Here is a 23245-nt window from a genome sequence, read left to right on the forward strand (position 1 = left end):
CTTACATAGATACCGGTCTATGTGAACAGTGTGCCTGCGATATTTTACTGCCCGGACTCACGCCCTACATTGCCGTGAAACCAGCGTCATCGTCAGCTTTTTATGGAGTTTCACCTGATCTGGACATCGTAGCGAGCGCTGCACCTACAAAAACAACAAACAACAGCATAGGAACAATCGTATGTCAGGTTCCCCAGTGTCTGCGCACGCCGCCGAGGCGAGCGGCGGGTTGGCCATCGAAGGCCATTCCATCGACTACATCCCGGAAAACGAACGCCACGCCAAACTCAGCAGCCAGGGGCCATTCTGGTTCCTCGGCAATTTCCACTTCTTCACCATCTCCATCGGCTTTGTCGGCCCCAGCCTCGGCTTGTCCGCGCTGTGGACCCTGCTCGCCGGGGCCCTGGGCATCATGTTCGGCACCCTCTTCATGGCGTTTCACGGCTCCCAGGGTCCGGAAATGGGCCTGCCGCAGATGATCCAGTCCCGCGCCCAGTTCGGCTATCGCGGGGTGATCCTGGCGTTGATGGCGACGATGTTTGTGTTCGTCGGCTTCAACGTGGTCAACATCTCGTTGATCATGAACGGCCTTGAGCATGTGTTCGGCATCGACCCGACCATCGTCGCCGTGGCCGTGGTGCTGATCGGCGCGCTGTTGTCGATCTACGGCCACGACCTGATGCACAAGGCCTTCAAGTGGGCCTTGCTGGCGACCTTGCCGCTGTATGCACTGGTGACCATCGCCCTGATGTTCGGCGCGGGTTCCGAAGGCGTCACCCCGGCGACCGACCTGGGCTTCAACTGGGTGGCCTTCGCCACGTTGTTCGCCATCGGTGCCAGCTACAACATTTCCTATGCGCCCTATGTGTCTGACTATTCCCGTTACCTGCCGAAAAACACCAGCCGGGCGAAACTGATTGCGGCGGTGTTCATCGGCGCCTCGTTGTCCGGCAGCTGGATGATCGGCCTTGGCGCCTGGCTGGCGCAGGAGTTGAAAGCGGCGGATGCGCTGGTGGCATTGAACCAGGTCGGCTCCTCGATGGTGCCGGGGCTGGGCAATCTGCTGGTGATTGTCTCGGTGGCGGGTTTCCTGCCGATCATCGCGCTCAACACCTACAGCGCCATGTTGACGCTGCTGACCGGTGTCGACTCGATCAAGAAAATCACTCCGACACCCCGTGCCCGTGTGCTGTCTATCAGTGTGATCAGCGTCATTCTGTTGACCTGCGTGCTGTCGATCAAAGGTGACGGCATCGCGCTGTTGAACACTTTCCTGGTGTTGTTGCTGTACTTCCTCGTGCCCTGGACCGCCGTCAACCTGGTGGACTACTTCTTCGTGCGCAAGGGCCGTTACGCGATCCCGCATTTCTTCACGCCGAAGGGCATCTACGGCGCCTGGCAATTTCGCGGCATCGTTTCGTACCTGATCGGCTTCGCTTCGATGGTGCCGTTCTTCTACATCTTCGATGCCGCTGCCGGCAAAGAGGTGTTCGTCGGCCCGCTGGCGCGGGTGCTGGAAGGCGTGGACATCGCCTGGCTGGTGGGCCTGGTGGTTTCGGGGCTGACCTACTACCTGCTGAGCCGCTCGATCGATCTGGCTGCCGAACGCCGGGTGATCGACGCGCTGAGCGAAAGCGACATCGTCGCCATGACCCATTCATCTGCGGAGGCAGGGCGTTGAGCAGCGTTAAAAATACCGTGGTCGCCTGTTGCCAACTGGCGCCGAAAATCGGTGACCTGGCCCACAATCGCACGCTCACCGAGCGCGCGATTCGCCAGGCAGCCTTTCAGGGCGCGCAAGTCATCGTGTTGCCCGAGCTGGTGCAGAGCGGCTATCTGTTTGCCGACCGCTTTGAGGCGCTGAGCCTGGCGGAAACCGTTGACGGGCCGACCTTGCAACTGTGGCAGGCCCTGGCCCGTGAGCTGAACCTGGTGATCGTCGGCGGCTTCTGCGAGCACCTGCCCGGTGATGAGCTGGCCAACAGCGCGGCGATGATCGACGCCAATGGCCTGCGCGCGGTGTACCGCAAGGCACATCTGTGGGATGCCGAGAAGGACATTTTCACCGCCGGCGATGCTCCACCGCCCGTGGTCGAGACGGTGCACGGACGGCTTGGCATGCTGATTTGCTACGACCTGGAGTTTCCCGAGTGGGTGCGTCTTCCAGCGCTGGCCGGGGCCGATCTGCTGTGTGCGCCGGTCAATTGGCCCGACGGCCCGCGGCCGCAAACCGAGCGCCCGGCCGAAGTGCTGCGGGTGCAGGCCAACGCTTCGGTAAACCGCATGTTTATCGCCGCCTGTGATCGCTATGGCCATGAACGCGGAGTCGGCTGGGTCCAGGGCTCGATCATCGTCGATGCCGACGGCTACCCGTTGGCCGGGCCGGCGGAGCAGGGTGGCGAGCAGATGTTGCTGGCCACGCTGAACCTTGCCGAGGCGCGCAACAAGCGCATCAGTGCCCGCAATGACCTGCATCAGGACCGCAGGCCGCAGTTGTACGGGCTGCACAGCACTTTGTAACCGATGATGTCATTGCGTGCTGGACGCCCATCACGGGCCTATGGCATCGTCGAAACGAAAGGCCATGCAGTGAACGGGATCGCCATGATGGAGGAGGGGAACAAGATAGGCGACGACGGGTCGTTGGCCACGCTGAAGGCGTTCAATCATTGCGTATTGCACCTTGGGCGGCTGGCGCGGGAGAGCGGGGCGTCGCGGTTCATCGCCGAGGGTCTGCAGGCATTCGGTCAACTGGTGCCCTTCGCATCTGCCTGGTGGGGCGAAATGTCTGCACCAGGTCCTGAGGTGCCCATGCAAAGCTGGATGCATGGCAGCATCAATCTTCCTGAATCCTTTGCCGCCGAATGGCATCCGGTGGCGGCCAACGATCAGTTCTCCTACGCCACGCTCAATCGTCCCGGTGAGGTGGTGTGCGACACGGGTTTCAACGACCCTTGCGAGGCGGTCAATGATTTCGCCCGGCGCTTCGATCTCTATCACTTGATGAGCATCACCTACGAATTGCCCGAAAGCGGCCTGATGTTTTTCGTCTGCCTCTACCGGGGGCAGGATGAACAGGCGTTCGAGGAGAACGAAGCCGGGCTGTTTTCGGCGTTCTGCGATCACCTGTTCCAGCTGTGGCGGTTTCAGGTGCAGGACATGATTCGCTTCGACAGCGAAAACGGGGCGAGTGATTTTGGCGTCGCGCGCATGGACGGTAGCCTGCTCTATGTGGGGGCCAGGTTGTGCGTCGCCATCCAGCGCGAACTGCCCGGCTGGAGCGGTTCCACGCTGCCACCAGAGGTGATCACGCAATTGTCCAAGGCTCCCTGCGTGATCCGTCTGGGCCGCTGCGCTCTGACCCTGAGCCCCAACGCCGAACACGTCATCCTGTCCCTCGAAGCCCCCTCGGGCGGGGACGGCCTGGCACCGCGGGAGCGCACGGCGGCGATGCTGTTCGCCGCTGGCCACTCCTACAAGGAAATCGCCAGAATGCTCGCCTTGAGCCCGTCGACCGTGCGCACCTACCTGCGCAATTGCTACTTGCAACTCGGTGTGAAAAGCAAGGTGGAGCTGGGTTCGGTCCTGCGTACGCCGGGCGCGCTGGCGGAGTCCGTGCGCCGGGATTAATCCCCGCCGTTTCAACTATTTGCCTGACCCCTCCTCATTTGCAGAGGTCCAATCGAGCGCCGCGCCCTATAGGGTAGGCCCTGTCTATACAAGGGCTTGTGCAGCCGCTCGGGCCGCTTCAAAACAATAAGAACAGGGGTGAGGCATTTGAGACTTTCCAGGTTGTTCATCGCCGTTGCATCGGCAACGGCATTTTCCTGCGTTGCATTGGGCGCGACACCCGCCGACACGGTCATGCGCAATGGCTACGTCTACACGGTCGATGGCCAGAATTCCGTGCAGCAGGCCATCGCCATTTCGGCCGGCAAGATCGTTTATGTCGGCAGCGATGCCGGGGTCGACGGCTACATCGGCAAGCAAACACAACTGATCGACCTCGCCGGGCGCATGCTGATGCCGGGCTTCGTCGACGCGCACATGCACCCGGGGGATGGCGGTCGCGCCATGACGTTGTGCGACCTGAAATACCAGACCATGACCCGCGCGCAGTTTCAGGCAAGCATCCAGGCCTGCCTCGATGCCGAAAAGGACAAGGGCCCGGACGTCTGGCTGGAAGTCGGCAGTTGGGATCGCATGGGCATGACCGGGCTCGACGGCGATGCCGACAAGTCGACCCTGGACGCGCTCAAGACCAAGCGCCCGATCCAGGTGCGCTCCACCGACTTCCACACCGTGCTGACCAACTCTCGCGGCCTGGAACTGGCCGGGATCAACAAGAACACCGCCGATCCCGAAGACGGCAAATACCGCCGCGACAGCGCCGGCAACCCGAACGGTATCTGTGAAGATGGCGCCGCCGAGTCGCTGGCCGCCGTGGTGCCGCCTGCGACCGACGCAGAAAAACTCAACCAGATGCGAGCGGCCCTCGACGCCATGCGCCAGCAAGGCATCACCAGTTTCTTCGATGCGCTGGCGGGGCCGGAAAACGGCAAGGCCTTCACCACTCTGCAAAAGTCCGGCGAACTGACTGCCCGGGCCTTGCTGGCGATCAAGCTGGACCCGGCCGCCGCTGCCGCCGACCCGGTGAAAACCATCGCCGAGGCCAAGGCCCTGGCCAGCACCTACGACCAGGGTGAAGTGAAGGTCGCGCCCGGCGTGAACATGCGCCACGTCAAACTGTTCATGGACGGCATCATCAACGCCCCGGCGGACACCGGCGCCATGTTGACCCCGTACCTGCACAACAGCGGCACCGACCAGGCGCCGAAGTGGACGCCGGGCAAGAACCTGGGCGAACTGTACTTCCCGCCACAAGTGCTCAATCCGCTGGTGCTGCAAGCGGTCAAGGCCGGTCTCGATCCGCACCTGCACGCCACTGGCGAACGCGCGGTGCGCGATGCACTGGACAGTGTCGCCTACGTGCGCAAGGAGCTGCCCGGACAAGACTTCCGCCCGGCCATCGCTCACGCCGAATCAGTCGACCCTGCCGACTATTCACGCTTCAAGGCGCTGGACGTCACGGCCACCATGTCGTTCCAGTGGGCGCAGCAGGCACCGTCCACGGTTGACGGCACCAGTGATCACCTCGGTGCCGAGCGATTCGAGCGCATGGAACCCTCGGGCAGCATCGCCCGTGCCGGTGGTCGCGTGGCGTTTGGCAGCGACTGGCCGGTCGATCCGCTGGATGAGTTCCTCGCGTTGAAAGTCGGCGTCACTCGTTCGGGCGATCCGACCAATCCGCACAGCTATGGGCCCAAGTATGCCGGGCGACTCAACACCGATCCGGCGCTGTCGCGAGCCGAGGTGCTGCGCAGCATCACCCTCAGTTCCGCCGAACAGCTGAAGCTGGACGCGGTGCTGGGCTCGGTCGAAGTCGGCAAGTTGGCTGACCTGATCGTGCTCGACAAGAACTTCATGCAGGTGCCCGAGGAGGAACTGGGTCGCAATGACGTGCTGCTGACGTTGGTTGGCGGCAAGGTCGTGTGGGCCAAAACGCCGTTCCTCGGTTTTGCGCCAAACGTGGTTTCCCAGGCAGTTACTTCCCGATCCGCCCAATAAAAACTAGAGAGCGTTCCGATGCGATTCATTCCAAACCTGTTGGCCGCCGCGCTGGCATTGTCCTCGGTACAAGCGATGGCCGCCGCTGACCTGGTGTTGTTCAACGGCAAAGTGTTCACCGCCGAACCCGGCCAGGCGCTGGTGCAGGCTGTTGCGGTGCAAGACGGCAAGATCCTGAAAGTGGGCAGCGATGCCGAAATCAATGCCCTGGCCGACGCCAAGACCCAGCGAATCGACCTGGCGGGCAAGGTATTGATGCCAGGCATGATCGACACCCACAGCCACCCGGTGGTGGGTGCGTTCGACAGCATGAAGGCCAACCTGCTGGACGAGGTCAAACCCTTGCCGGAACTGGAGCAATGGTTGATCGAAGAAGACAACGCCGGGCGTGCCCGGGCCGGTGATGTGATCAGCGTGGCCGGGGTCAGTTCGGCCTACTGGGAGAAAAGCCGTGAGCTGGGCAAGGTGTTCAACCAGGGCCGCTGGGCGGATCAACCAATTGTCTTCAGCGGCATCGACGGCCACACCGGTTGGGCCAACAACGCGATGCTCAAACGCTTGAACATCGACTCGGCACTGGTGAAAAGCCTGCCGGAAAAAGAGCGCGGCTACATCGGCCATGAAGCGGACTTCACCCCTAACGGCTACTTTGCCGAGTCCCGCTGGGACGTGGTGCGCAACGGTATTCCGGCGCCGAGCCCGGAGGCCATGCTCAAGGCCGCTCGCGAGGCGGTGAAGATCAACAATCAATTCGGCGTCACCGCCTGGATGGACGCGGCGGCGAACGGCGGCAGCGAAGATTCGCTGTTCGATTTCCATGCCACTGCGGAAAGTGTCGGCGTGCTGCCGCTGTACAAGGAACTGGCGCAGAACGGCGAACTCAGTGCCCACGTCGCCGCGTTGATGGTCACCAATCCGAAGAGCAAACCCGCCGACCTGGAAGTGATCGCCACGGTGATGAAGCAATTCGAGGGCGTGCCCAACCTGACGTTCCCCGGCATCAAGGTGTTTGTCGACGGCATTCTCGAATTCCCCGGGCAAACAGCGGCGGTTGTCGTGCCGTACAAGAACAGCCACAAGAACGGCCAATTGCTGACCGACCCGGCGCACTTCGGCGAACTGGTGGTGGCGGCGGAAAAACGCGGCTGGATCGTGCATATGCATGCCGTCGGCGACCGCGCGGTGCGTGAAGCGCTCAATGGCGTGGCCTATGCGCGCAAGCTCAGCCCGACGCCCGTGCCGCACAGCATCGCGCACTTGCAACTGGTCAATCCCAAGGAGTTTCCGCGCTTCAAGCAACTGGGCGTGATCGCCTCGATGCAACTGCTGTGGGCCACCGGCGAGTCCTACACCGTCGAGCTGGTCAAGCCTTACATCAGTGCCTTTGCCTACGGTTACCAGTATCCCGCGCGGTCCTTGCATAACGCCGGCGCGACAATTGCCGGTGGCAGCGACTGGCCGGTGTCGAGCGCCAATCCGTTCAACGCCATTGCCCAGGCCAGCACGCGCAAAGGCCCCTTGGGCGTGCTCAATGCCAAGGAAAGCATCGACCGCCAGACCATGTTCTATGCCTACACCCTCAACGCGGCGAAAACCCTGCGCCTGGACAAGCAGATCGGTTCGCTGGCACCGGGCAAGCAGGCTGACCTGATCATCCTCGACCGCGATGTGTTCAAGGTCAGCGATGACGAACTGTTCGAAACCAAAGTCCTGAACACCTTCTTCGCCGGCAAGCAGGTCTACGCCCCCGCGTCCTGACCTGCGTACATCCGACCCACGTAATCAACGGCCAGCCCCTCGTAACGCGAGGGGTGTGGCATCGCCATGCCTGAAATTCCCCCGTACGCCATAACAACAAGAGAACTGTATGAACGCATTTTCAGCATTGACCCTCGCCGCACTGGCACTGGCCCCCCTGACCAGCCAGGCCCTGACCCTCAACGATGATTTCAGCCTGGACATGACCCTGGGCGTCGTCAGCGATTACCGCACCCGGGGCATCTCGCAGACCCTGGGCGATCCGGCGGTGCAGGGCGGCGCAACGCTGTTGCACAGCAGCGGCCTGTACATCGGTGCCTGGACCTCCAACGTCGATTTCGGCGGCGGCTTTGACACCCGGCAGGAGCTTGAGTACTACGCCGGTTACTACTGGCAGGCCACGGACGCGATCAGCCTGGACCTGGGCTACATCAAGTACGACTACCCGAAAAATTCCGAATTCAACCTGAGCGAAATCTACGCCGTTCTCGACCTGTACGGCGTGAAGCTGGGTGCCTCTTACTCCAAGGACACGCCGAACTTCTTCGGCGAGGACCAGGACACCCTTTACACCTACCTGGGCTACACAATCGATTTGCCGGCCGAAGTCGGCCTGGACCTGCGCTTTGGGCGCAACGATGTGAATGACCCCGCGTTCTGGTCCGCCAGTGGTGATAACCGCGAGTCTTACTACGAGTGGGAAGCCAAGCTGACTCGTGACTTCGTCGGCGTGACCTGGGGGCTGAGCTATGTCGACACCGACTTGTCGAAAAGCGAGTGCAGCAGTTGGTACGGCTATGACGACCTCTGCTCGGCGACGGTTGTAGCCAGCGCCACCAAGACCTTTTAATTTCCGTCCCTGACAACAAAAACAGTTCCTCAAAGGAAACAACGCCATGAGTGCGCAACGCAGTCCCCTGATCGAGACTCGCTCGATCGATTTCATTCCCGAGTCTGAGCGTCACGGTAGTCTCTATAGCCAGTTCACCCTGTGGCTCGGCGCCAACCTGCAGATCACCGCCATCGTCACCGGCGCCCTTGCCGTGGTACTGGGCGGCGATGTGTTCTGGTCGCTGATTGGCTTACTGATCGGGCAGGTGCTGGGCGGTGCCGTGGTGGCGCTGCACGCGGCGCAAGGGCCGAAGCTCGGGCTGCCGCAAATGATCTCCAGCCGAGTGCAATTCGGGGTGTATGGCGCGGCAATCCCGATTGTCCTGGTGTGCCTGATGTACCTCGGTTTCAGCGCCACCGGCGCGGTGCTGTCGGGGCAGGCGATTGCGCAATTGATCAGCGTCAGCGACAGCGCCGGCATCCTGATTTTCGCCGCGTGCATCGCGTTCCTGACGATCTTCGGTTATCGGGTGATTCACCTGGTCGGGCGGGTGACCAGCGTGCTGGGCATCATCGCGTTCGCGTACTTGTTCACCCGGTTGATGACCCTCAACGACATCGGCCTGCTGCTCGACAATCGTCATTTCGCCTGGAGCACCTTCCTGCTGGCAGTGTCCCTTTCCGCGTCTTGGCAGATCGCCTTCGGCCCTTACGTGGCGGACTACTCGCGCTACCTGCCGAGCAAGACCTCATCGTGGAAAACCTTCGCCGCCGTGGGCCTGGGCACAGTGCTGGGGGCTCAGGCATCGATGGTGCTGGGCGTGTTCGCCGCCGCACTGGCCGGGGCGAATTTCCGAGGTCATGAAGTGGCGACCATTGTTGGCCTGGGCAGCACCGGGGTGATTGCGTCCTTGCTGTACCTGAGCATTGTCTTCGGCAAGGTCACGGTGTCCACCCTCAACGCCTACGGCAGTTTCATGTGCATCGCCACCATCATCAGTGGCTTTCGTCGTCGCCTGGAAATCACCGCCCGCCAGCGCATGCTGTTTGTGCTGCTGATTGTCGCGGCGTCCACCACGCTGGCGTTGCTGGGGCAGTACTCGTTCCTCAACTCGTTCAAGTACTTCATCCTGTTTTTGCTGACGTTTTTCACCCCGTGGAGCGCGATCAACCTGGTGGATTACTACTTCATCAACAAGGAGCGCTATGACATCCCGGCACTGTCCGACCCGAGCGGGCGCTACGGTCGCTGGAACGTGCTGGGGATCAGCGTCTATGTGATCGGCGTGCTGATCCAATTGCCATTTGTCGACACCCATTTCTACTCCGGGCCGATGGTTGCGCAACTGGGCGGGGTAGATATTTCCTGGATCGTCGGGCTGCTGGTGCCGGGGGTGATCTATTACGCGCTGGCCAAGCCGTCGATGAGTGGCGTGGTGGTTGAGCGGGGTTAATGCCCGCACCTGTGGCGAGCGAGCTTTTGTGGCGAGGGAGCTTGCCCCCGTTGGGGCGCGAAGCGGCCCTAAAAGATGGGCCTGCTGCGCAGTCCAACGGGGCGATGCGGCGTTCCGGCAAGCCCCCTCGCCACAGGGTTAGCGCTCAGGCAACTTCCAACGCTCACGCAACTGCTCGTACTGCGCTTGCGGCAGTTGCACCAGCACCGGGGATTTGCCCGGGTCCAGCCAGTTGAACAGCCGTGCGATGTTCGCCGGTTCCATGGCCGTACAGCCACGGGTCGGCGCGGTGGGGCCGCGCCAGATGTGGAAGAAAATGCACGAGCCGGCAGATGGAGAGGCCGGTGTGTTGTGCTGAATGACAATGCCTTGGCGGTACAGCTCATCCGTGCGGCGCATCCGTTCGGAGCTGCTCCAGTCTTTGTCGACGACGGCTCCGTCGACCAGTTCGTTGTAGCGTGCCGAGTCGCTGTCATCCACGCATTCGATGGTCGGCGTCAACGGTAGATAAGGCAGGAGGGTTTCGGCCGAAGGCTCATAACCGAACGCCGTTCCCAGCTTGAACATCCCGGCCGGCGCCTTGCCATCGCCTTCCTGTTTGACCGGTCCTTCAGGTTGCCCGATATCGAGCAGCCCCTTGCCCCAACCCATGCCGTTCTTGCCCAGCACCACGGCAAACGGCGCTTCGAATTTTTCAAAGGTCTTGCCGCGCCGTTCATAGCGCTGGGCTGTGGCCTGAATGGCATCCCAACTGTTGCTGGTGACCACGATCAGTTGGTCGCTGCCGTCGAGTCCCTGGGCCATTGCGACCAGTGGAAAAAACGCGACCAACAGGGTCTTGAGCAGAATGTTCATGGCGCCGACGGTGTAACGGGGAAATCCATGACGTCCGGCTTCTGCGCATTCCCGCTGTACGTGAAGTGCCACCACTCGGCCGAATAACCTACAAAGCCTTCCTTGGCCATGGCATGGGTAAGCCGCTGGCGATTGGCTTTGGCCGTGGCGTTGATCAGCGCCGAGTCGGTGTGCGCCCGCTCATCGAAGCAATCGAAACCGGTGCCCATGTCGAGGGCACCGTCGCGCCAGCGCTGGCCGTAAGGGGCGGTGCAATCCACTGGCGTGGCCGAAGGTGTCCAGGTGTCGGCGGGCAGGGCGTCGGGGCTGGTCAGGGTCAGGTCGACGGTGTTGCCCCGGGAATGATTGGACACCCGGGCCACATAACCCAGGCGCCAGAAGTCCTGCTTGTCGACCCGTGGATAGAACTCGGTCTTGAGCGGGTCGCCGGGTTCGCTGGCGAATCGGCCCATGTCCGCCACCGCGCGGGTCGGGCGATAGCAATCGAATACCTTCAAACCGTAGCCCTCGGCCTTGAGTGCCATTTGCACCCGGGCCAGGGCGCTGGCTGCATCCGCCGACAGCAGACATTCTGCCGCCTTGTAGCCGTCGAGCGGGTGCCCGGTGAAGTTGTGGGCGCTGGCGTAGCGGATGTCCTGCTCGATGCCCGGGTCGACGCTGCGCACATACACCATGTGCCCGGGTTTCGACTCGGCGGCCATGCACGGCAGGGCAAGACTCAGGTACAGCATCAACAGGCAGGGTGAACGCGACATCGGGAACGGCTCCATGCATGACCAGTCGACTCATGATGGCTTGAAACCGTCCGTACCTCCATGAAGTTGTTGATCGGCGTGATAGGACGAACGCACCAGTGGGCCGGATGCCACGTTCTTGAAGCCCATGCGCGTACCTTCCTCGGCGAACCAGGCAAAGGTGTCCGGGTGCACGAAGCGCTGCACCGGCAAGTGACTGCGCGAGGGTTGCAGGTATTGGCCGAGGGTCAGCATGTCGATGTCGTGCTCGCGCATGCGCTGCATGACCTCGATGACTTCCTCGTTGGTTTCGCCCAGGCCCAGCATCAGGCCGGATTTGGTCGGCACACGGGGCACCGATTGCTTGAATTTCTGCAGCAGGTCCAGCGACCACTCGAAGTCCGACCCCGGCCGCGCGGCCTTGTACAGGCGCGGTACGGTTTCCAGGTTGTGGTTGAACACATCGGGCGGTTCAGTGGCGGTGATCGCCAGGGCCACGTCCATGCGTCCGCGATAATCCGGCACCAGGGTTTCCAGTTGAATGCCGGGGGACAGCTTGCGGATCTCACGCAAGCAATCGACAAAGTGTTGGGCGCCACCGTCGCGCAAATCGTCGCGGTCTACCGAGGTGATCACCACGTATTTCAGGCGCAGCTCGGCGATGGCCACGGCGAGGTTCATCGGCTCGTTTGCGTCCAGCGGTTTGGGCCGGCCATGGCCGACATCGCAGAACGGACAGCGCCGGGTGCAGATGTCGCCCATGATCATGAAGGTCGCCGTGCCACCGGAAAAACATTCACCAAGGTTCGGGCACGAGGCTTCTTCACAGACGCTGTGCAGCTTGTGCTTGCGCAGCAGTTGCTTGATCCGCTCGACCTCGGGAGAGATCGGCATGCGCACGCGAATCCAGTCGGGTTTGCGCGGGAATTCATCCGTGGGAATGATCTTCACCGGAATCCGCGCGACTTTTTCCGCGCCGCGCAGTTTGGTGCCGACCTCTACTTTGGCCGGGTTAATGGCATTCATCGTTATTTCCTTGTGCACAGACCTGTAGGAGCGAGCTTGCTCGCGATGGTCGCCAACGATTACGCGCGCATTCAGGATTAACGCGGTGTCTTTGGGTTCTTCGCGAGCAAGCTCGCTCCTACAGGGGGTTTGTGTTGTGTGGTCAGTCGCGGTAGACCGGGAAGTCGGCACACAGGGCGGCCGCTTGTCGTGCGACATTGGCCTCGATGTCGGCATCGCCGAGGTGATCGAGGATGTCGCAAATCCAGCCGGCCAGGGCAATGCTTTGCGCTTCCTTGAAGCCACGGCTGGTGATTGCCGGCGTGCCGATGCGCAGGCCAGAGGTCACGAACGGCGACTGCGGATCGTTGGGCACCGCGTTCTTGTTCACGGTGATGCCGGCGCGACCGAGTGCGGCGTCGGCGTCCTTGCCGGTCAGGCCCTGGCGGATCAGGCTGACAAGGAACAGGTGGTTGTCGGTGCCACCGGACACCACGTCATAACCGCGCTCGATAAACACCTGCGCCATGGCCTGGGCATTGCGGATCACCTGCGCTTGATAAGTCTTGAATGCCGGCTCCAGCGCTTCCTTGAAGCACACGGCCTTGGCGGCGATCACGTGCATCAGCGGGCCGCCCTGACCACCGGGGAACACTGCGGCGTTGAGCTTTTTCTCCAGCTCCGGGTTGGCCTTGGCCAGAATCAATCCGCCACGCGGGCCGCGCAAGGTCTTGTGCGTGGTCGTGGTGACCACGTCGGCGTAGGGCAGGGGGTTGGGGTACAGACCGGTCGCTACCAGCCCGGCGACGTGGGCCATGTCGACGAAAAAGTATGCGCCGACCTTGTCCGCAATCTGCCGGAAGCGCGGGAAGTCCAGGGTTTTCGAATAGGCCGAGAACCCGGCGATGATCATCTTTGGCTTGTGCTCGAGCGCCAGGCGCTCGACTTCGTCGTAGTCGATCAGGCCGGTGGTGGTGTCGATGCCGTACTGCACGGCGTTGTACAGCTTGCCGGAAAAGCTGACTTTGGCGCCGTGGGTCAGGTGCCCGCCGTGGGCCAGGCTCATGCCGAGCACGGTGTCGCCGGCCTGCAGCAGGGCCAGGTAAACCGCTGCGTTGGCCTGGCTGCCGGAGTGCGGCTGGACGTTGGCGTAGTCGGCACCGAACAGCTGTTTGGCGCGATCGATGGCCAGTTGCTCGACCACATCGACGTGTTCGCAGCCGCCGTAGTAACGCTTGCCCGGATAACCTTCGGCGTACTTGTTGGTCAGGCCGCTGCCTTGGGCTTGCATGACCCGCTGGCTGGTGTAGTTTTCCGAGGCGATCAGCTCGATATGGTGTTCCTGCCGCGCATCCTCGGCGTTCATCGCCGCCAGCAGTTCGTCGTCATAGCCTTTGATCTGGTCGTGCTTGCTGAACATGGTGTGGTCCTTGTGTGGAAGGGTTGGGCTTCAAGCGTCGGCGTGTTCTGCGGTCAGGCGTTCATAGGCGTCTTGATCCAGTAGATCGCTCAGCGCCTCGATGTCGACCGGTTTGAAGCGAAAGAACCAGCCTTCGCCCAATGGGTCTTCGTTGACCCGTTCCGGGGTGCTCTCCAGCGTCGCGTTGATCTCGACCACTTCACCGTCCAGCGGCATGCCGATACTGCTGGCGGCCTTCACCGATTCCAGCACCGACACTTCAGCGCCTGCATCGAAGGCACCCAGTTCAGGCACCTGAACAAACACCACATCCCCCAGCGCTTGCTGGGCAAACGCCGTGATGCCGACGGTGACCAGGCCATTGCTCTCAAGGCGCAACCATTCGTGATCGACGGTAAAACGCAATTGGCTCATCTCAACTCCTTATTGTTTTAAGGCTCGTGGCGGGGCGACGAGCGGGGTTGGAGGAGTGATAGCAAGGGCGGTGCCAATGTTTTTTATTTGTTTTAAATCAATGGTTTGGAGTTACTTTATTAAGTGCGAGAGATTCTAGCTGTATTGAAATCAATACAGGCAAGCAGGGCTTTGGGCGCAGACGCCGTGATTGCAGGTGGGAAAGGTTTTGTCTTGATTTCGCTACGCTGTATCGATTTACGAACGGTGATCTCGCGCATGACTCAGTCCCACACGGGGGGCAGTATTGCCAGGTAGGATTGGGTCACAGCAAGTTCAGGGCTTGCCGGGAATCCCATACTTGCGCAACCGAATCGCAATCGCGCTATGGGACGTCTGCAACCGCGCCGCCAGCAAGCGGCTGGACGGATAGCTGCGATACAGCTGTTCCAGCAGGTTCTTCTCAAAGTCGCCCACAGCCTCTTCCAGGCTGCCGACTTCGCCGTCGTTTTGCCGCTCCACGGCGGTGCGGGCGATGTCCAGGTCGTCGATGTCCACCAGCGGATTTTCACAGATCGCCGCCGCGCGAAAGATCACGTTCTGCAGTTGCCGCACATTGCCCGGCCAACGGTTGCCGAGCAGGGCGCTGAAGGTGCTTGGCGCCAAGCGACACGTCGGTCGCTGGATCTGCGCGCAGGCCTGTTGCATGAAGTGATTGGCCATTAGCAGGATATCGTGGCCGCGCTCGCGCAGCGGCGGCACTTGCAGGTTGAGCACGTTGAGGCGGTAGAACAGGTCTTCACGAAAACGCCCTTCGGCGACCATTTTTTCCAGGTCGCGGTGGGTCGCGCTGAGCACCCGCACGTTGACCCGCACTTCCTTGTCGCCACCGACCCGTCGGAAGCAACCATCGCTCAAAAACCTCAGCAGTTTGGCTTGCAGATAGGGCGACATTTCCCCCACTTCATCGAGGAACACCGTGCCCTGATCCGCCAGTTCCAGCAGGCCCAATTTGCCGCCCCGTTGCGCGCCGGTGAAGGCGCCGGGGGCGTAGCCGAACAGTTCGCTTTCGGCGAGGCTCTCCGGCAGGGCCGCGCAGTTCAGGGCCAGAAACGGCGCGTCGTGCCGTGGGCTGATGGCATGACAGGCGCGGGCCACCAGCTCCTTGCCGGTGCCGGTTTCACCCTGGATCAACAACGGCGCATCAAGGGCTGCCACCCGTTGCGCGCGCGCCTTGAGTGCGCGGATCGGCGCTGATTCGCCAAGCAATGCATCGAAGCCTTCGGCGTGGTCATGGTGCAGCGCCGACAGGCGTTCACCGATGCGATTGGGTTGGTACAGGGTGAGCAGAGCGCCGGCGTCGGTGATCGGCATCGCGTCGAGGAGCAAGGTCTGGCCGCCGAGGCTGACCTCGTGCATCGGCAGGCGGAAATGGTGAGCGATCAGGGTGCGCTGCAAATCGGCATCGTCGAACAGCGCGGTCAGCGATTCGCCGGCCGGTTCGCGACCGCACAGGGCGATCAGCGCCGGGTTGGCCAGCAGCACATGACCTCGGTCATCCACCGCCAGCACCGGATCGGAACTGGCTGCCAGCAACGCATCCAGTTGCAGGCGCCGCCGTTGCCCCGGAAGGATGTCGACCATGGTCACCGCCTGCACACCACGCACGCCGAAAAGTGCCTCGCGCAACTCCTCCAGCACCTCGGCACCGAGGGTCGGCGCATCGATGTAGACATTCGGCGGCACCATCTCCACGGCGTCCAGATTGAAGCTGCGCCCACCGAGCAGGGCCAGCACTTCCTGGGTGATGCCGACGCGGTCGATGAAGGTGACGTGGATGCGCATGACGGGCCTGCAAGGTTGGCGAACTAAAATCAGTATGCCCGGCAAAATTTGAATTTGGCGAGCGTCACATCACGGCGTGCCGGTTTGACGGGCGCTGGCGGCCAGGTCCTCAAGGAACGCCTGCAGGATCGGCGGCGGTGCCGTGCCGCGCCGGGTGATCACGTCGAACGGCGATTTCAGACGCAAGCTCCCCGGGGCCAACTGGTGCATCTCGCCGCTCTTGACCCACTGGGCGGCGAAGTGCTCAGGCAGAAAACCCAGGTAGGCACCGGAGATGATCAGGATCGCGGTGGCTTCGATATTGTCCACGGTGGCGGCCGCCTTGCTGACGCCCAGGTGTTCCAGGTCGTATTGCTGCATGTAGCCGCGCACGACGATCCGCCCCGCAGCGACTTCTTCGAGCAGCTCCTCACCTTCGGCCTGGCTGCCGTACAACGGGTGACGCCGGCCGCAATACAAGCCCAGGGCTTCCTGGTACAGCGGTGATTGCAGCAACCCCGGCACATGGATCGGGAAGTGCCCGATGGCCAGGTGCAGGCGACCGTCGAGTACCCGTTCTTCGAGTTCCGCCGGGGTGCCGACGTACACGTTCAGGTGCACATCATGGCCCCGTGAAACGAAGCGCTGGGTGGTGCGCGGGATTGGCGAATCGGGGTCGGTGATGGTGGTGTCGATGATGCCCAGGTTGAGCTTGCCGCTGATGTGCTGCTTGAGCACGTCGGCGTCCATGCAGAAGTTTTCCACCGCCGACAACAGGCGCTGGGTGGCTTCATGAATCGCCACGCCTTGTTCGGTCAAGCGAAAACCGCTGCGCCCGCGCTGGCAGAGTTTGACCCCGAGGCGGGTTTCCAGATGGGTCATCTGTTCGCTGATGGTCGACTGCCCGGCGTTGAGCGCAGCCTGCGCGGCCGAGAACCCCCCGCAGCGCACAATCGTGGCAAACACCCTGAGCAGTTTCAGGTCGACATCGTGCAGCTGGATCATCAGGCACCTCCGGCATGTGGATGCATCGGCAATGCCGATATGAGTATCTGATGTTTAGCATTTTTTCCACGAAAACCTGCGCCCATAGTCTCTCCAACGGCGGTCGCCTTGCAGTTCCGCCAAGCCGATAACAAGAAGTGGAGAGGCTAGAAATGTCGAACAACGGTTATGAATCCGGTCGCCTGAACCTGCCATTCGTAGGTCATTGCACCTTTGGCAAATCCCCGGTGTGCACCGATTGGGACGCGCTGGATGCCGACGTCGCGGTGCTCGGCGTGCCCAACGACATGGGCACCCAGTGGCGCTCCGGCGCACGCTTCGGACCTCGCGGGATTCGTGAAGCATCGACGCTGTTTTCCTTCGGCCACGCCGGCGCCTACGACCACGAAGATGACGTGATGTACCTCACTGCATCGGACGTGCGCATGGTCGACGTCGGTGATGCCGACATCGTCCACACCGACATGGCCACCAGCAACAAGAACACCGAATATGCCGTGCGCAAGATCCTCGACGCCGGCGTGATGCCGGTGGTGCTCGGCGGCGATCACTCGGTCCACGCGCCAGTGATCAAGGCCTTCGAAGGTCGCGGCCCGATCCACATCATTCACTTCGATGCGCACCTGGATTTCGTCGACGAACGCCACGGCGTGCGCTACGGCCACGGTAACCCGCTGCGCCGTGCTTCGGAAATGAACCACATTGTCGGCATGACCCAGATGGGCATCCGCAACGTCTCGTCGTCCAACCGCGACGACTACGAAGCGGCCCACGAAGCCGGCTCGAAAATCCTCTCGGTGCGCGATGTGCGTCGCCTCGGCGTTGAGGGCGTGCTGGCGCTGATCCCACAGAACATCAATTACTACATCACCATTGACATCGACGGTTTCGACCCGTCCATCGCCCCTGGCACCGGTACCCCGAGCCACGGCGGCTTCCTCTACTACGAAGTGCTGGAAATCATCCAGGCCCTGGCCAAGCGCAGCAAAGGCAACATCGTCGGCATGGACCTGGTGGAAGTGGCACCGGTCTACGACCCGACCGGCATGACCTCGATCCTCGCCGCGCAACTGTTGCTCAACAGCATCGGTTTCATCTTCCACGAGCGGGGCAAGGTGCGGGCCGCCGCCGAGAGCGAAACCGCTCCGGCCTGACAGCCATTACCGATCATCGAAACCAGTGACCCGGCAGGACCTGACTGCCGGGCAGAGAGAACAAAAATGGACACGATCGTCAAAAGCTACCTGCAAAAATTCGGCGTCAGCGAAGCCACCCAGACCTTCCTCAGCAAGGTCCAGAAGATGTTCATCGGTGGCGCCTGGGTCGAATCCAGCAACGGCGAAACTTCCGATGTGATCGAACCTTCGACCGAAGGCCTGATCACCCGTATTCCCATGGGCACCACCGACGACCTGGACCGCGCCGTGCAAGCCGCCCGCGCCCAGTTCGATGGCGGCGCCTGGCGTCAGGCCAAACCGGCCGAGCGCGAGCGCATGATGCAACGCCTGGCCGATCTGATCGAACAGAACGCCGCTGAACTGGCGGAAATCGAATCCATCGACATGGGCAAATCCGTGGCTTTCGCCAATGACGTGGACATCCAGGGCACCGTCGATACCCTGCGTTACTTCGCCGGCTGGGCCACCAAACTGCACGGCCGTACCGTCGAACCTTCGCTGCCGGGCAACTACCTGGCCTATACCCGCAAGGAAGCGGTGGGTGTGGTCGGCGCCATCGTGCCGTGGAACTTCCCGCTGCAAACCATGGCCTGGAAGCTCGGCGCGGCGCTGGCCACCGGTTGCACCGTGGTGGTCAAACCCGCTGAACTGACCTCGTTGTCGGCCCTGCGTTTCGCGGAGCTGGTGCAGGAAGCGGGTATCCCTGATGGCGTGATCAACATCGTCACCGGGCGCGGTAGCGTGGTTGGTGCGGCCATGGCCACCCACCCCGGCATCGACAAACTGACCTTCACCGGATCGACCCCGGTCGGCCAGACTGTCGGCCGCGCAGCGCTGGATGACATGAAGCGCCTGACCCTCGAACTCGGTGGTAAATCGCCGGTCATCGTCTGTGCCGACGCCGACATCCCGGCCGCCGCCCAGGCGGTCGCCAACGGCGTGTTTTTCAACTCTGGGCAGGTATGCGACGCCGGTACGCGGGCCTATATTCATAGCAGCGTCTACGACGAATTCCTGCGCGAGCTGATCGCCTACACACGCACCCTGAAAATGGCCCCGGGCCTGGACCCGGACTGCTTCATCGGCCCGCTGGTCTCGGCCCTGCAAAAGCAGCGCGTGACCGAGTACATCGAAACCGGCAAGGCCGAAGGCGCCGAACTGGTCTATGGCGGCCAACCGGTCGATGGCCCTGGCTTCTTCGTCGAGCCGACCATCTTCGCCAATTGCCGCAACGACATGCGCATTGTCCAGGAAGAAATCTTCGGCCCGGTGCTGGTCACTGCACCGTTCGACGATGAAGAGGACGCACTGGCCCTGGCCAACGACTCGCCTTATGGGCTGGCGGCGGCGCTCTATTCCAACGACCTGGGCAAGGTGCACAGCCTGATTCCACGCTTGAAAGCAGGCTCGGTCTACGTCAACGCCCACGGCACCCTCGACCCGTCGATGCCGTTCGGTGGCTACAAACAGTCCGGCTTCGGCAAGGACTTGGGCGCCGAGCAGCTTGATTACCTGCTCGAAACCAAGGCGGTGTGGATCACCTTACCAAGCTGACACGCCCCTTGTAGGAGCGAGCTTGCTCGCGATGGTCTCAAGAGCACCGCGTTTAACCAGCAAGCACGCGTATTCGTTAACGACCATCGCGAGCAGGCTCGCTCCTACAGGTTTTGCGTTTTTCCAATAAGGCATCTGCAACAACGCCAGGTAGGCACGGGCAACACTGAACCTGTGGCCCGAAAGAACGCGGTTATCTCGTCATGATCTTCCAACAATAAGAGTCCATCATGAACACTAACGCCAAGTCCGCCACGAGCGTGTCCAGCCCCGACGAAAAATCCGTCGTCGAGTCGCATTCGATCGACTTCATCCCCGAGAGCGAGCGCACCGACAAACTGTCGAGCCAGGGCCCGTTCTGGTTCCTCGGCAATTTCACCTTCTTCACCATGACCATCGGCTTCGTTGGCCCAAGCGTCGGCCTGACCGCGCTGTGGACCACGCTCGCCGGCACGCTGGGCATCATGTTCGGCACGCTGTTCATGGCGTTCCATGGTTCGCAAGGCCCGCACCTTGGCCTGCCGCAGATGATCCAGTCCCGTGCGCAGTTCGGTTATCGCGGGGTGATCCTGGTGCTGCTGGCGACGCTGTTCGTGTTCGCCGGCTTCAACATCGTCAACCTGGTATTGATGATGCAGGGCTTGCACACACTGTTCGGGTTCAACCCCGCGGTGATCGCAGTGGCGGTGACCATACCGGCGGCGGTGCTGGCGATTCTCGGCCATGACTGGATGCACCGCAGCTTCAAGTGGGCGCTGTTCCTGTCGCTGCCGCTGTATGGCCTGGTGACCGTCGCGGTGGTGATGGGCTGGGTACCGGATGCGGTGCTGCCGGCGCTCGCCGAAGGCGAAGTGGCCCGCGAGCCGCTGGGGTTCAACTGGACCGGTTTCATCGCGCAGTTTGCGGCGGCCGCCAGCTACAACATCGCCTACGCCCCGTACGTGTCGGACTACTCGCGCTATCTGCCGAAAAATACCTCCAGCGGCAAGCTGATCGCCGTGGTGTTCCTCGGTGCCTCGCTGTCCGGTGCTTGGATGATTTCCGTGGGTGGCTGGCTGGCCGATCACCTGCACTCCACTGACGTGCTGGTGGCCCTGGGGCAAGTCGGCAACACCGTGTCGCCGCTGATGGGCACGGCGGTGGTGGTCGTCACCATCCTGGCGTTCCTGCCGGTGATCGCGATGAACATCTACAGCGCCAAGCTGACCACGCTGACCTGCGTCGACTCGATCAAGCACATCGAACCCACCCGCAGGGCTCGCATCCTCGCCATCGCGTTCGTGATCCTGCTGCAACTGGGCGTGGCCCTGAGCATCCAGAGTTCCGGCAAAGGCCTGTCGGTGCTGGGCATTTACCTGGTGGTGATGCTGTACTTTCTGGTGCCCTGGACCTCGGTCAACCTCACCGACTACTTCTTCGTGCGCAAGGGCCGCTACGCCATCCCGCACTTCTTCATGCCCCACGGCAACATCTATGGCAGCTGGGGACTGCGCGGCATCGCCGCCTATGCCATCGGCTTTATCTCGATGATCCCGTTCTTCTACATCTTCGACGGCGTTGAACAGCGCGAGGTGTATGTCGGCCCGCTCGCCAAGGCGCTGGGCAGCATCGACATCGCCTGGCTGGTCGGGCTGATCGTCTCGGGCCTGGCGTACTACTGGCTGAGCCGCTCGATCGACCTCAAACGCGAAGAAGTGGTGATCCAGCAGATCGAGAAAAACTCTCCGCAATACACCACTGGCGACACGCTGACCCACAAACAGCAGCCACTGCGGGTACTCACTGAATCGACGGTCGGGAGATAACTATGACCACGCAAAGAATGACCACGCAAAAATACGACTACATCATCATTGGCGCAGGCTCGGCAGGTTGTGTGTTGGCCAACCGCCTGAGCGAAGACCCGGCCACCTCGGTGCTGGTCCTGGAATTCGGCGGCAGTGACAAGAGCGTAGTGATCCAGATGCCGAGCGCCTTCTCGATCCCGATGAACACCAAGAAGTACAACTGGCGCTACGAAACCGAGCCGGAGACTTTCCTCAACGGCCGGCGCATTCACTGCCCACGGGGCAAGGTGCTGGGCGGCTCCTCGTCGATCAACGGCCTGGTGTACATCCGGGGCCACGCGCTGGACTTCGACGAGTGGGAATCCCTGGGTGCTGAAGGCTGGGGCTATCGCAACTGCCTGCCGTACTTCAAGCGCGCCGAGAGCTATGAGTCGGGTGGCGACAGCTATCGCGGGCAGACCGGCCCACTGCACACCACCAACGGCAACCACATGAAAAACCCGCTGTACGGTGCCTGGGTCGAAGCCGGTGCCGAAGCGGGCTACATCAAGACCGAAGACTGCAACGGCTACATGCAGGAAGGTTTTGGTGCCATGCACATGACCGTGAAGAACGGTGTGCGTTGCTCAACCGCCAACGCCTATCTGCGCCCGGCCATGGGCCGTCCGAACCTGACGGTGATCACCCATGCGATGACGCGCCAGGTCATCCTCGAAGGCAAGCGTGCGGTGGGGGTCATGTATGACCACGGTGGTCAGACCCACCAGGTGTATTGCAATCGCGAAGTGCTGATCTCTTCCGGGCCGATCGGTTCGCCGCACCTGCTGCAGCGCTCGGGCATCGGTCCGGCGGACGTCCTGCGCAAGGCCGGGATCGGCGTACGCCATGACCTGCCGGGGGTAGGGGAGAACCTGCAGGATCACGCCGAGGTGTACATCCAGTTCGGCTGCAAGGAACCGGTGACCCTCAACAGCAAGATGGACCCGTTGAGCAAGCTGATGATCGGTCTGCGCTGGCTGCTGTTCAAGGACGGCCTGGGCGCCACCAACCACTTCGAGGCCGGTGGTTTCATCCGCTCGGAAAAGGGCCTGCGCTGGCCGGACATCCAGTTTCACTTCCTGCCGGCAGCGATGCGCTACGACGGCAACAAGCCGATCAAGGGCCACGGCTTCATGGTGCTCACCGGTCCCAACAAACCGAAAAGTCGTGGCTACGTGCGTGTTCGCTCGGCTGACCCGTACGAGCATCCGGAGATCCGCTTCAACTACCTGGAGCGCGAAGAGGATCGCGAAGGCTTCCGCCGCTGCATTCGCCTGACCCGCGAGATCATCGGCCAGAAAGCCATGGACCGCTTCCGCGACGGCGAAATCGCCCCGGGCGCGCAGGTGACCAGCGATGAAGACCTCGATGCCTTCGTCCGTGACAACCTGGAAAGCACCTACCATCCGTGCGGTTCGTGCCGCATGGGCGAGGACGACATGGCGGTGGTCGATTCCGAATTGCGCGTGCGCGGCATCGCCGGCCTGCGGGTGATCGATTCGTCGGTGTTCCCGACCGAGCCGAACGGCAACCTCAATGCACCGACCATCATGCTCGCCGAGCGGGCGTCCGATCTGGTACGTGGCATCAAGATGCTGCCGTCAGCGGATGTGCCGGTGGGGTTGGTCGAAGGCTGGGAGAGCAGCCAGCGTAGCTCGTTGCCAGGGCGTAATGTGCGCGTTTGATTGAAACACACCGACACCCCCTGTAGGAGCTGCGGTGCGGCGATCCGACTTGCCAGCGATGGCGGCCAGCCTGATAGACCGCGTCGCCTGGATCG

General features: G+C 62.1%; 18 protein-coding genes. 11 read left to right on the forward strand and 7 right to left on the reverse strand.

The window, feature by feature from the left end; translation table 11 throughout:
- Positions 1-181: 181 nt before the first annotated feature.
- The 7 genes from B0D71_RS15375 to B0D71_RS15405 all read left to right on the forward strand — a co-directional run bounded on the left by B0D71_RS15375 (position 182) and on the right by B0D71_RS15405 (position 9671).
- The gene (locus tag B0D71_RS15375; protein ID WP_103395514.1) at positions 182-1681 is read left to right on the forward strand and encodes a purine-cytosine permease family protein; all 1500 of its coding nucleotides are present in this window, start codon (positions 182-184) and stop codon (positions 1679-1681) included.
- Complete coding sequence (locus tag B0D71_RS15380; RefSeq protein WP_103395515.1) at positions 1678-2520, forward strand: nitrilase family protein; 843 nt, start codon at positions 1678-1680, stop codon at positions 2518-2520. Before B0D71_RS15375 ends, B0D71_RS15380 begins: the two co-directional genes overlap by 4 nt.
- An 87-nt stretch (positions 2521-2607) precedes the next feature.
- Positions 2608-3630, forward strand: coding sequence for a helix-turn-helix transcriptional regulator (locus B0D71_RS15385; protein WP_103395752.1), 1023 nt, complete (start codon positions 2608-2610; stop codon positions 3628-3630).
- 147 nt (positions 3631-3777) lie between these two features.
- Positions 3778-5628: an amidohydrolase gene (locus tag B0D71_RS15390; RefSeq protein WP_103395516.1), complete on the forward strand. Its 1851-nt coding sequence runs from the start codon at positions 3778-3780 to the stop codon at positions 5626-5628.
- 18 nt (positions 5629-5646) lie between these two features.
- Positions 5647-7386, forward strand: a complete 1740-nt coding sequence (locus tag B0D71_RS15395; protein WP_103395517.1) for an amidohydrolase — start codon at positions 5647-5649, stop codon at positions 7384-7386.
- 109 nt (positions 7387-7495) lie between these two features.
- Entirely contained in the window at positions 7496-8236 is a 741-nt protein-coding gene (locus B0D71_RS15400; protein WP_103395518.1) for a TorF family putative porin, read from the forward strand.
- A gap of 46 nt (positions 8237-8282) precedes the next feature.
- Entirely contained in the window at positions 8283-9671 is a 1389-nt protein-coding gene (locus tag B0D71_RS15405; RefSeq protein ID WP_103395519.1) for a purine-cytosine permease family protein, read from the forward strand.
- A 138-nt stretch (positions 9672-9809) separates the two neighbouring features.
- On the opposite strand, the gene B0D71_RS15415 is transcribed toward B0D71_RS15405, so the two are convergent.
- The 7 genes from B0D71_RS15415 to B0D71_RS15445 all read right to left on the reverse strand — a co-directional run bounded on the left by B0D71_RS15415 (position 9810) and on the right by B0D71_RS15445 (position 16907).
- The gene (locus B0D71_RS15415; protein WP_103395521.1) at positions 9810-10526 is read right to left on the reverse strand and encodes a L,D-transpeptidase family protein; all 717 of its coding nucleotides are present in this window, start codon (positions 10524-10526) and stop codon (positions 9810-9812) included.
- Positions 10523-11281, reverse strand: coding sequence for a M15 family metallopeptidase (locus tag B0D71_RS15420; RefSeq protein ID WP_103395522.1), 759 nt, complete (start codon positions 11279-11281; stop codon positions 10523-10525). Before B0D71_RS15420 ends, B0D71_RS15415 begins: the two co-directional genes overlap by 4 nt.
- Before the next feature lie 30 nt (positions 11282-11311).
- The gene (gene lipA, locus B0D71_RS15425; protein WP_103395523.1) at positions 11312-12286 is read right to left on the reverse strand and encodes a lipoyl synthase; all 975 of its coding nucleotides are present in this window, start codon (positions 12284-12286) and stop codon (positions 11312-11314) included.
- A 142-nt stretch (positions 12287-12428) separates the two neighbouring features.
- Positions 12429-13685: a serine hydroxymethyltransferase gene (gene glyA, locus B0D71_RS15430; protein WP_103395524.1), complete on the reverse strand. Its 1257-nt coding sequence runs from the start codon at positions 13683-13685 to the stop codon at positions 12429-12431.
- 30 nt (positions 13686-13715) lie between these two features.
- Positions 13716-14099, reverse strand: coding sequence for a glycine cleavage system protein GcvH (gene gcvH / locus B0D71_RS15435; protein ID WP_103395525.1), 384 nt, complete (start codon positions 14097-14099; stop codon positions 13716-13718).
- Between the two features lie 315 nt (positions 14100-14414).
- A complete protein-coding gene (locus B0D71_RS15440; protein ID WP_103395526.1) occupies positions 14415-15923 on the reverse strand; it encodes a sigma-54-dependent transcriptional regulator in 1509 nt (502 codons plus the stop codon).
- Between the two features lie 69 nt (positions 15924-15992).
- A complete protein-coding gene (locus tag B0D71_RS15445; protein ID WP_103395527.1) occupies positions 15993-16907 on the reverse strand; it encodes a LysR family transcriptional regulator in 915 nt (304 codons plus the stop codon).
- Positions 16908-17059: 152 nt separating this feature from the next.
- On the opposite strand from B0D71_RS15445, the gene speB reads away from it, so the two are divergent.
- From speB to betA, 4 genes are all read left to right on the forward strand, one after another.
- The gene (speB, locus tag B0D71_RS15450) at positions 17060-18061 is read left to right on the forward strand and encodes an agmatinase (RefSeq protein WP_103395528.1); all 1002 of its coding nucleotides are present in this window, start codon (positions 17060-17062) and stop codon (positions 18059-18061) included.
- 66 nt (positions 18062-18127) lie between these two features.
- Positions 18128-19639 carry an aldehyde dehydrogenase family protein gene (locus B0D71_RS15455; protein WP_103395529.1) on the forward strand — a complete coding sequence of 504 codons (1512 nt, stop codon included), beginning with the start codon at positions 18128-18130 and terminating at the stop codon, positions 19637-19639.
- Between the two features lie 230 nt (positions 19640-19869).
- Positions 19870-21444 (forward strand): purine-cytosine permease family protein, encoded by a 1575-nt coding sequence (locus tag B0D71_RS15460; protein WP_103395530.1) that lies wholly within the window; start codon positions 19870-19872, stop codon positions 21442-21444.
- A 17-nt stretch (positions 21445-21461) separates the two neighbouring features.
- Positions 21462-23150 carry a choline dehydrogenase gene (betA, locus tag B0D71_RS15465; RefSeq protein WP_103395753.1) on the forward strand — a complete coding sequence of 563 codons (1689 nt, stop codon included), beginning with the start codon at positions 21462-21464 and terminating at the stop codon, positions 23148-23150.
- The last annotated feature ends 95 nt before the right edge of the window (positions 23151-23245 follow it).

The sequence above is a fragment of the Pseudomonas laurylsulfativorans genome, assembly GCF_002906155.1.
Taxonomy (GTDB): Bacteria; Pseudomonadota; Gammaproteobacteria; order Pseudomonadales; family Pseudomonadaceae; genus Aquipseudomonas; species Aquipseudomonas laurylsulfativorans.

Bases quoted from the DNA above. Each gene is read 5' to 3' on its own strand.
- B0D71_RS15460 (WP_103395530.1), top strand. From the start codon at position 19,870: ATGAACACTAACGCCAAGTCCGCCACGAGCGTGTCCAGCCCCGACGAA.
- B0D71_RS15415 (WP_103395521.1), bottom strand. From the start codon at position 10,526: ATGAACATTCTGCTCAAGACCCTGTTGGTCGCGTTTTTTCCACTGGTC.
- B0D71_RS15395 (WP_103395517.1), top strand. From the start codon at position 5,647: ATGCGATTCATTCCAAACCTGTTGGCCGCCGCGCTGGCATTGTCCTCG.
- B0D71_RS15455 (WP_103395529.1), top strand. From the start codon at position 18,128: ATGGACACGATCGTCAAAAGCTACCTGCAAAAATTCGGCGTCAGCGAA.
- gcvH (WP_103395525.1), bottom strand. From the start codon at position 14,099: ATGAGCCAATTGCGTTTTACCGTCGATCACGAATGGTTGCGCCTTGAG.
- betA (WP_103395753.1), top strand. From the start codon at position 21,462: ATGACCACGCAAAAATACGACTACATCATCATTGGCGCAGGCTCGGCA.
- B0D71_RS15445 (WP_103395527.1), bottom strand. From the start codon at position 16,907: ATGATCCAGCTGCACGATGTCGACCTGAAACTGCTCAGGGTGTTTGCC.
- B0D71_RS15405 (WP_103395519.1), top strand. From the start codon at position 8,283: ATGAGTGCGCAACGCAGTCCCCTGATCGAGACTCGCTCGATCGATTTC.
- B0D71_RS15375 (WP_103395514.1), top strand. From the start codon at position 182: ATGTCAGGTTCCCCAGTGTCTGCGCACGCCGCCGAGGCGAGCGGCGGG.
- speB (WP_103395528.1), top strand. From the start codon at position 17,060: ATGTCGAACAACGGTTATGAATCCGGTCGCCTGAACCTGCCATTCGTA.
- glyA (WP_103395524.1), bottom strand. From the start codon at position 13,685: ATGTTCAGCAAGCACGACCAGATCAAAGGCTATGACGACGAACTGCTG.
- B0D71_RS15385 (WP_103395752.1), top strand. From the start codon at position 2,608: ATGGAGGAGGGGAACAAGATAGGCGACGACGGGTCGTTGGCCACGCTG.
- B0D71_RS15400 (WP_103395518.1), top strand. From the start codon at position 7,496: ATGAACGCATTTTCAGCATTGACCCTCGCCGCACTGGCACTGGCCCCC.
- B0D71_RS15420 (WP_103395522.1), bottom strand. From the start codon at position 11,281: ATGTCGCGTTCACCCTGCCTGTTGATGCTGTACCTGAGTCTTGCCCTG.
- B0D71_RS15440 (WP_103395526.1), bottom strand. From the start codon at position 15,923: ATGCGCATCCACGTCACCTTCATCGACCGCGTCGGCATCACCCAGGAA.
- lipA (WP_103395523.1), bottom strand. From the start codon at position 12,286: ATGAATGCCATTAACCCGGCCAAAGTAGAGGTCGGCACCAAACTGCGC.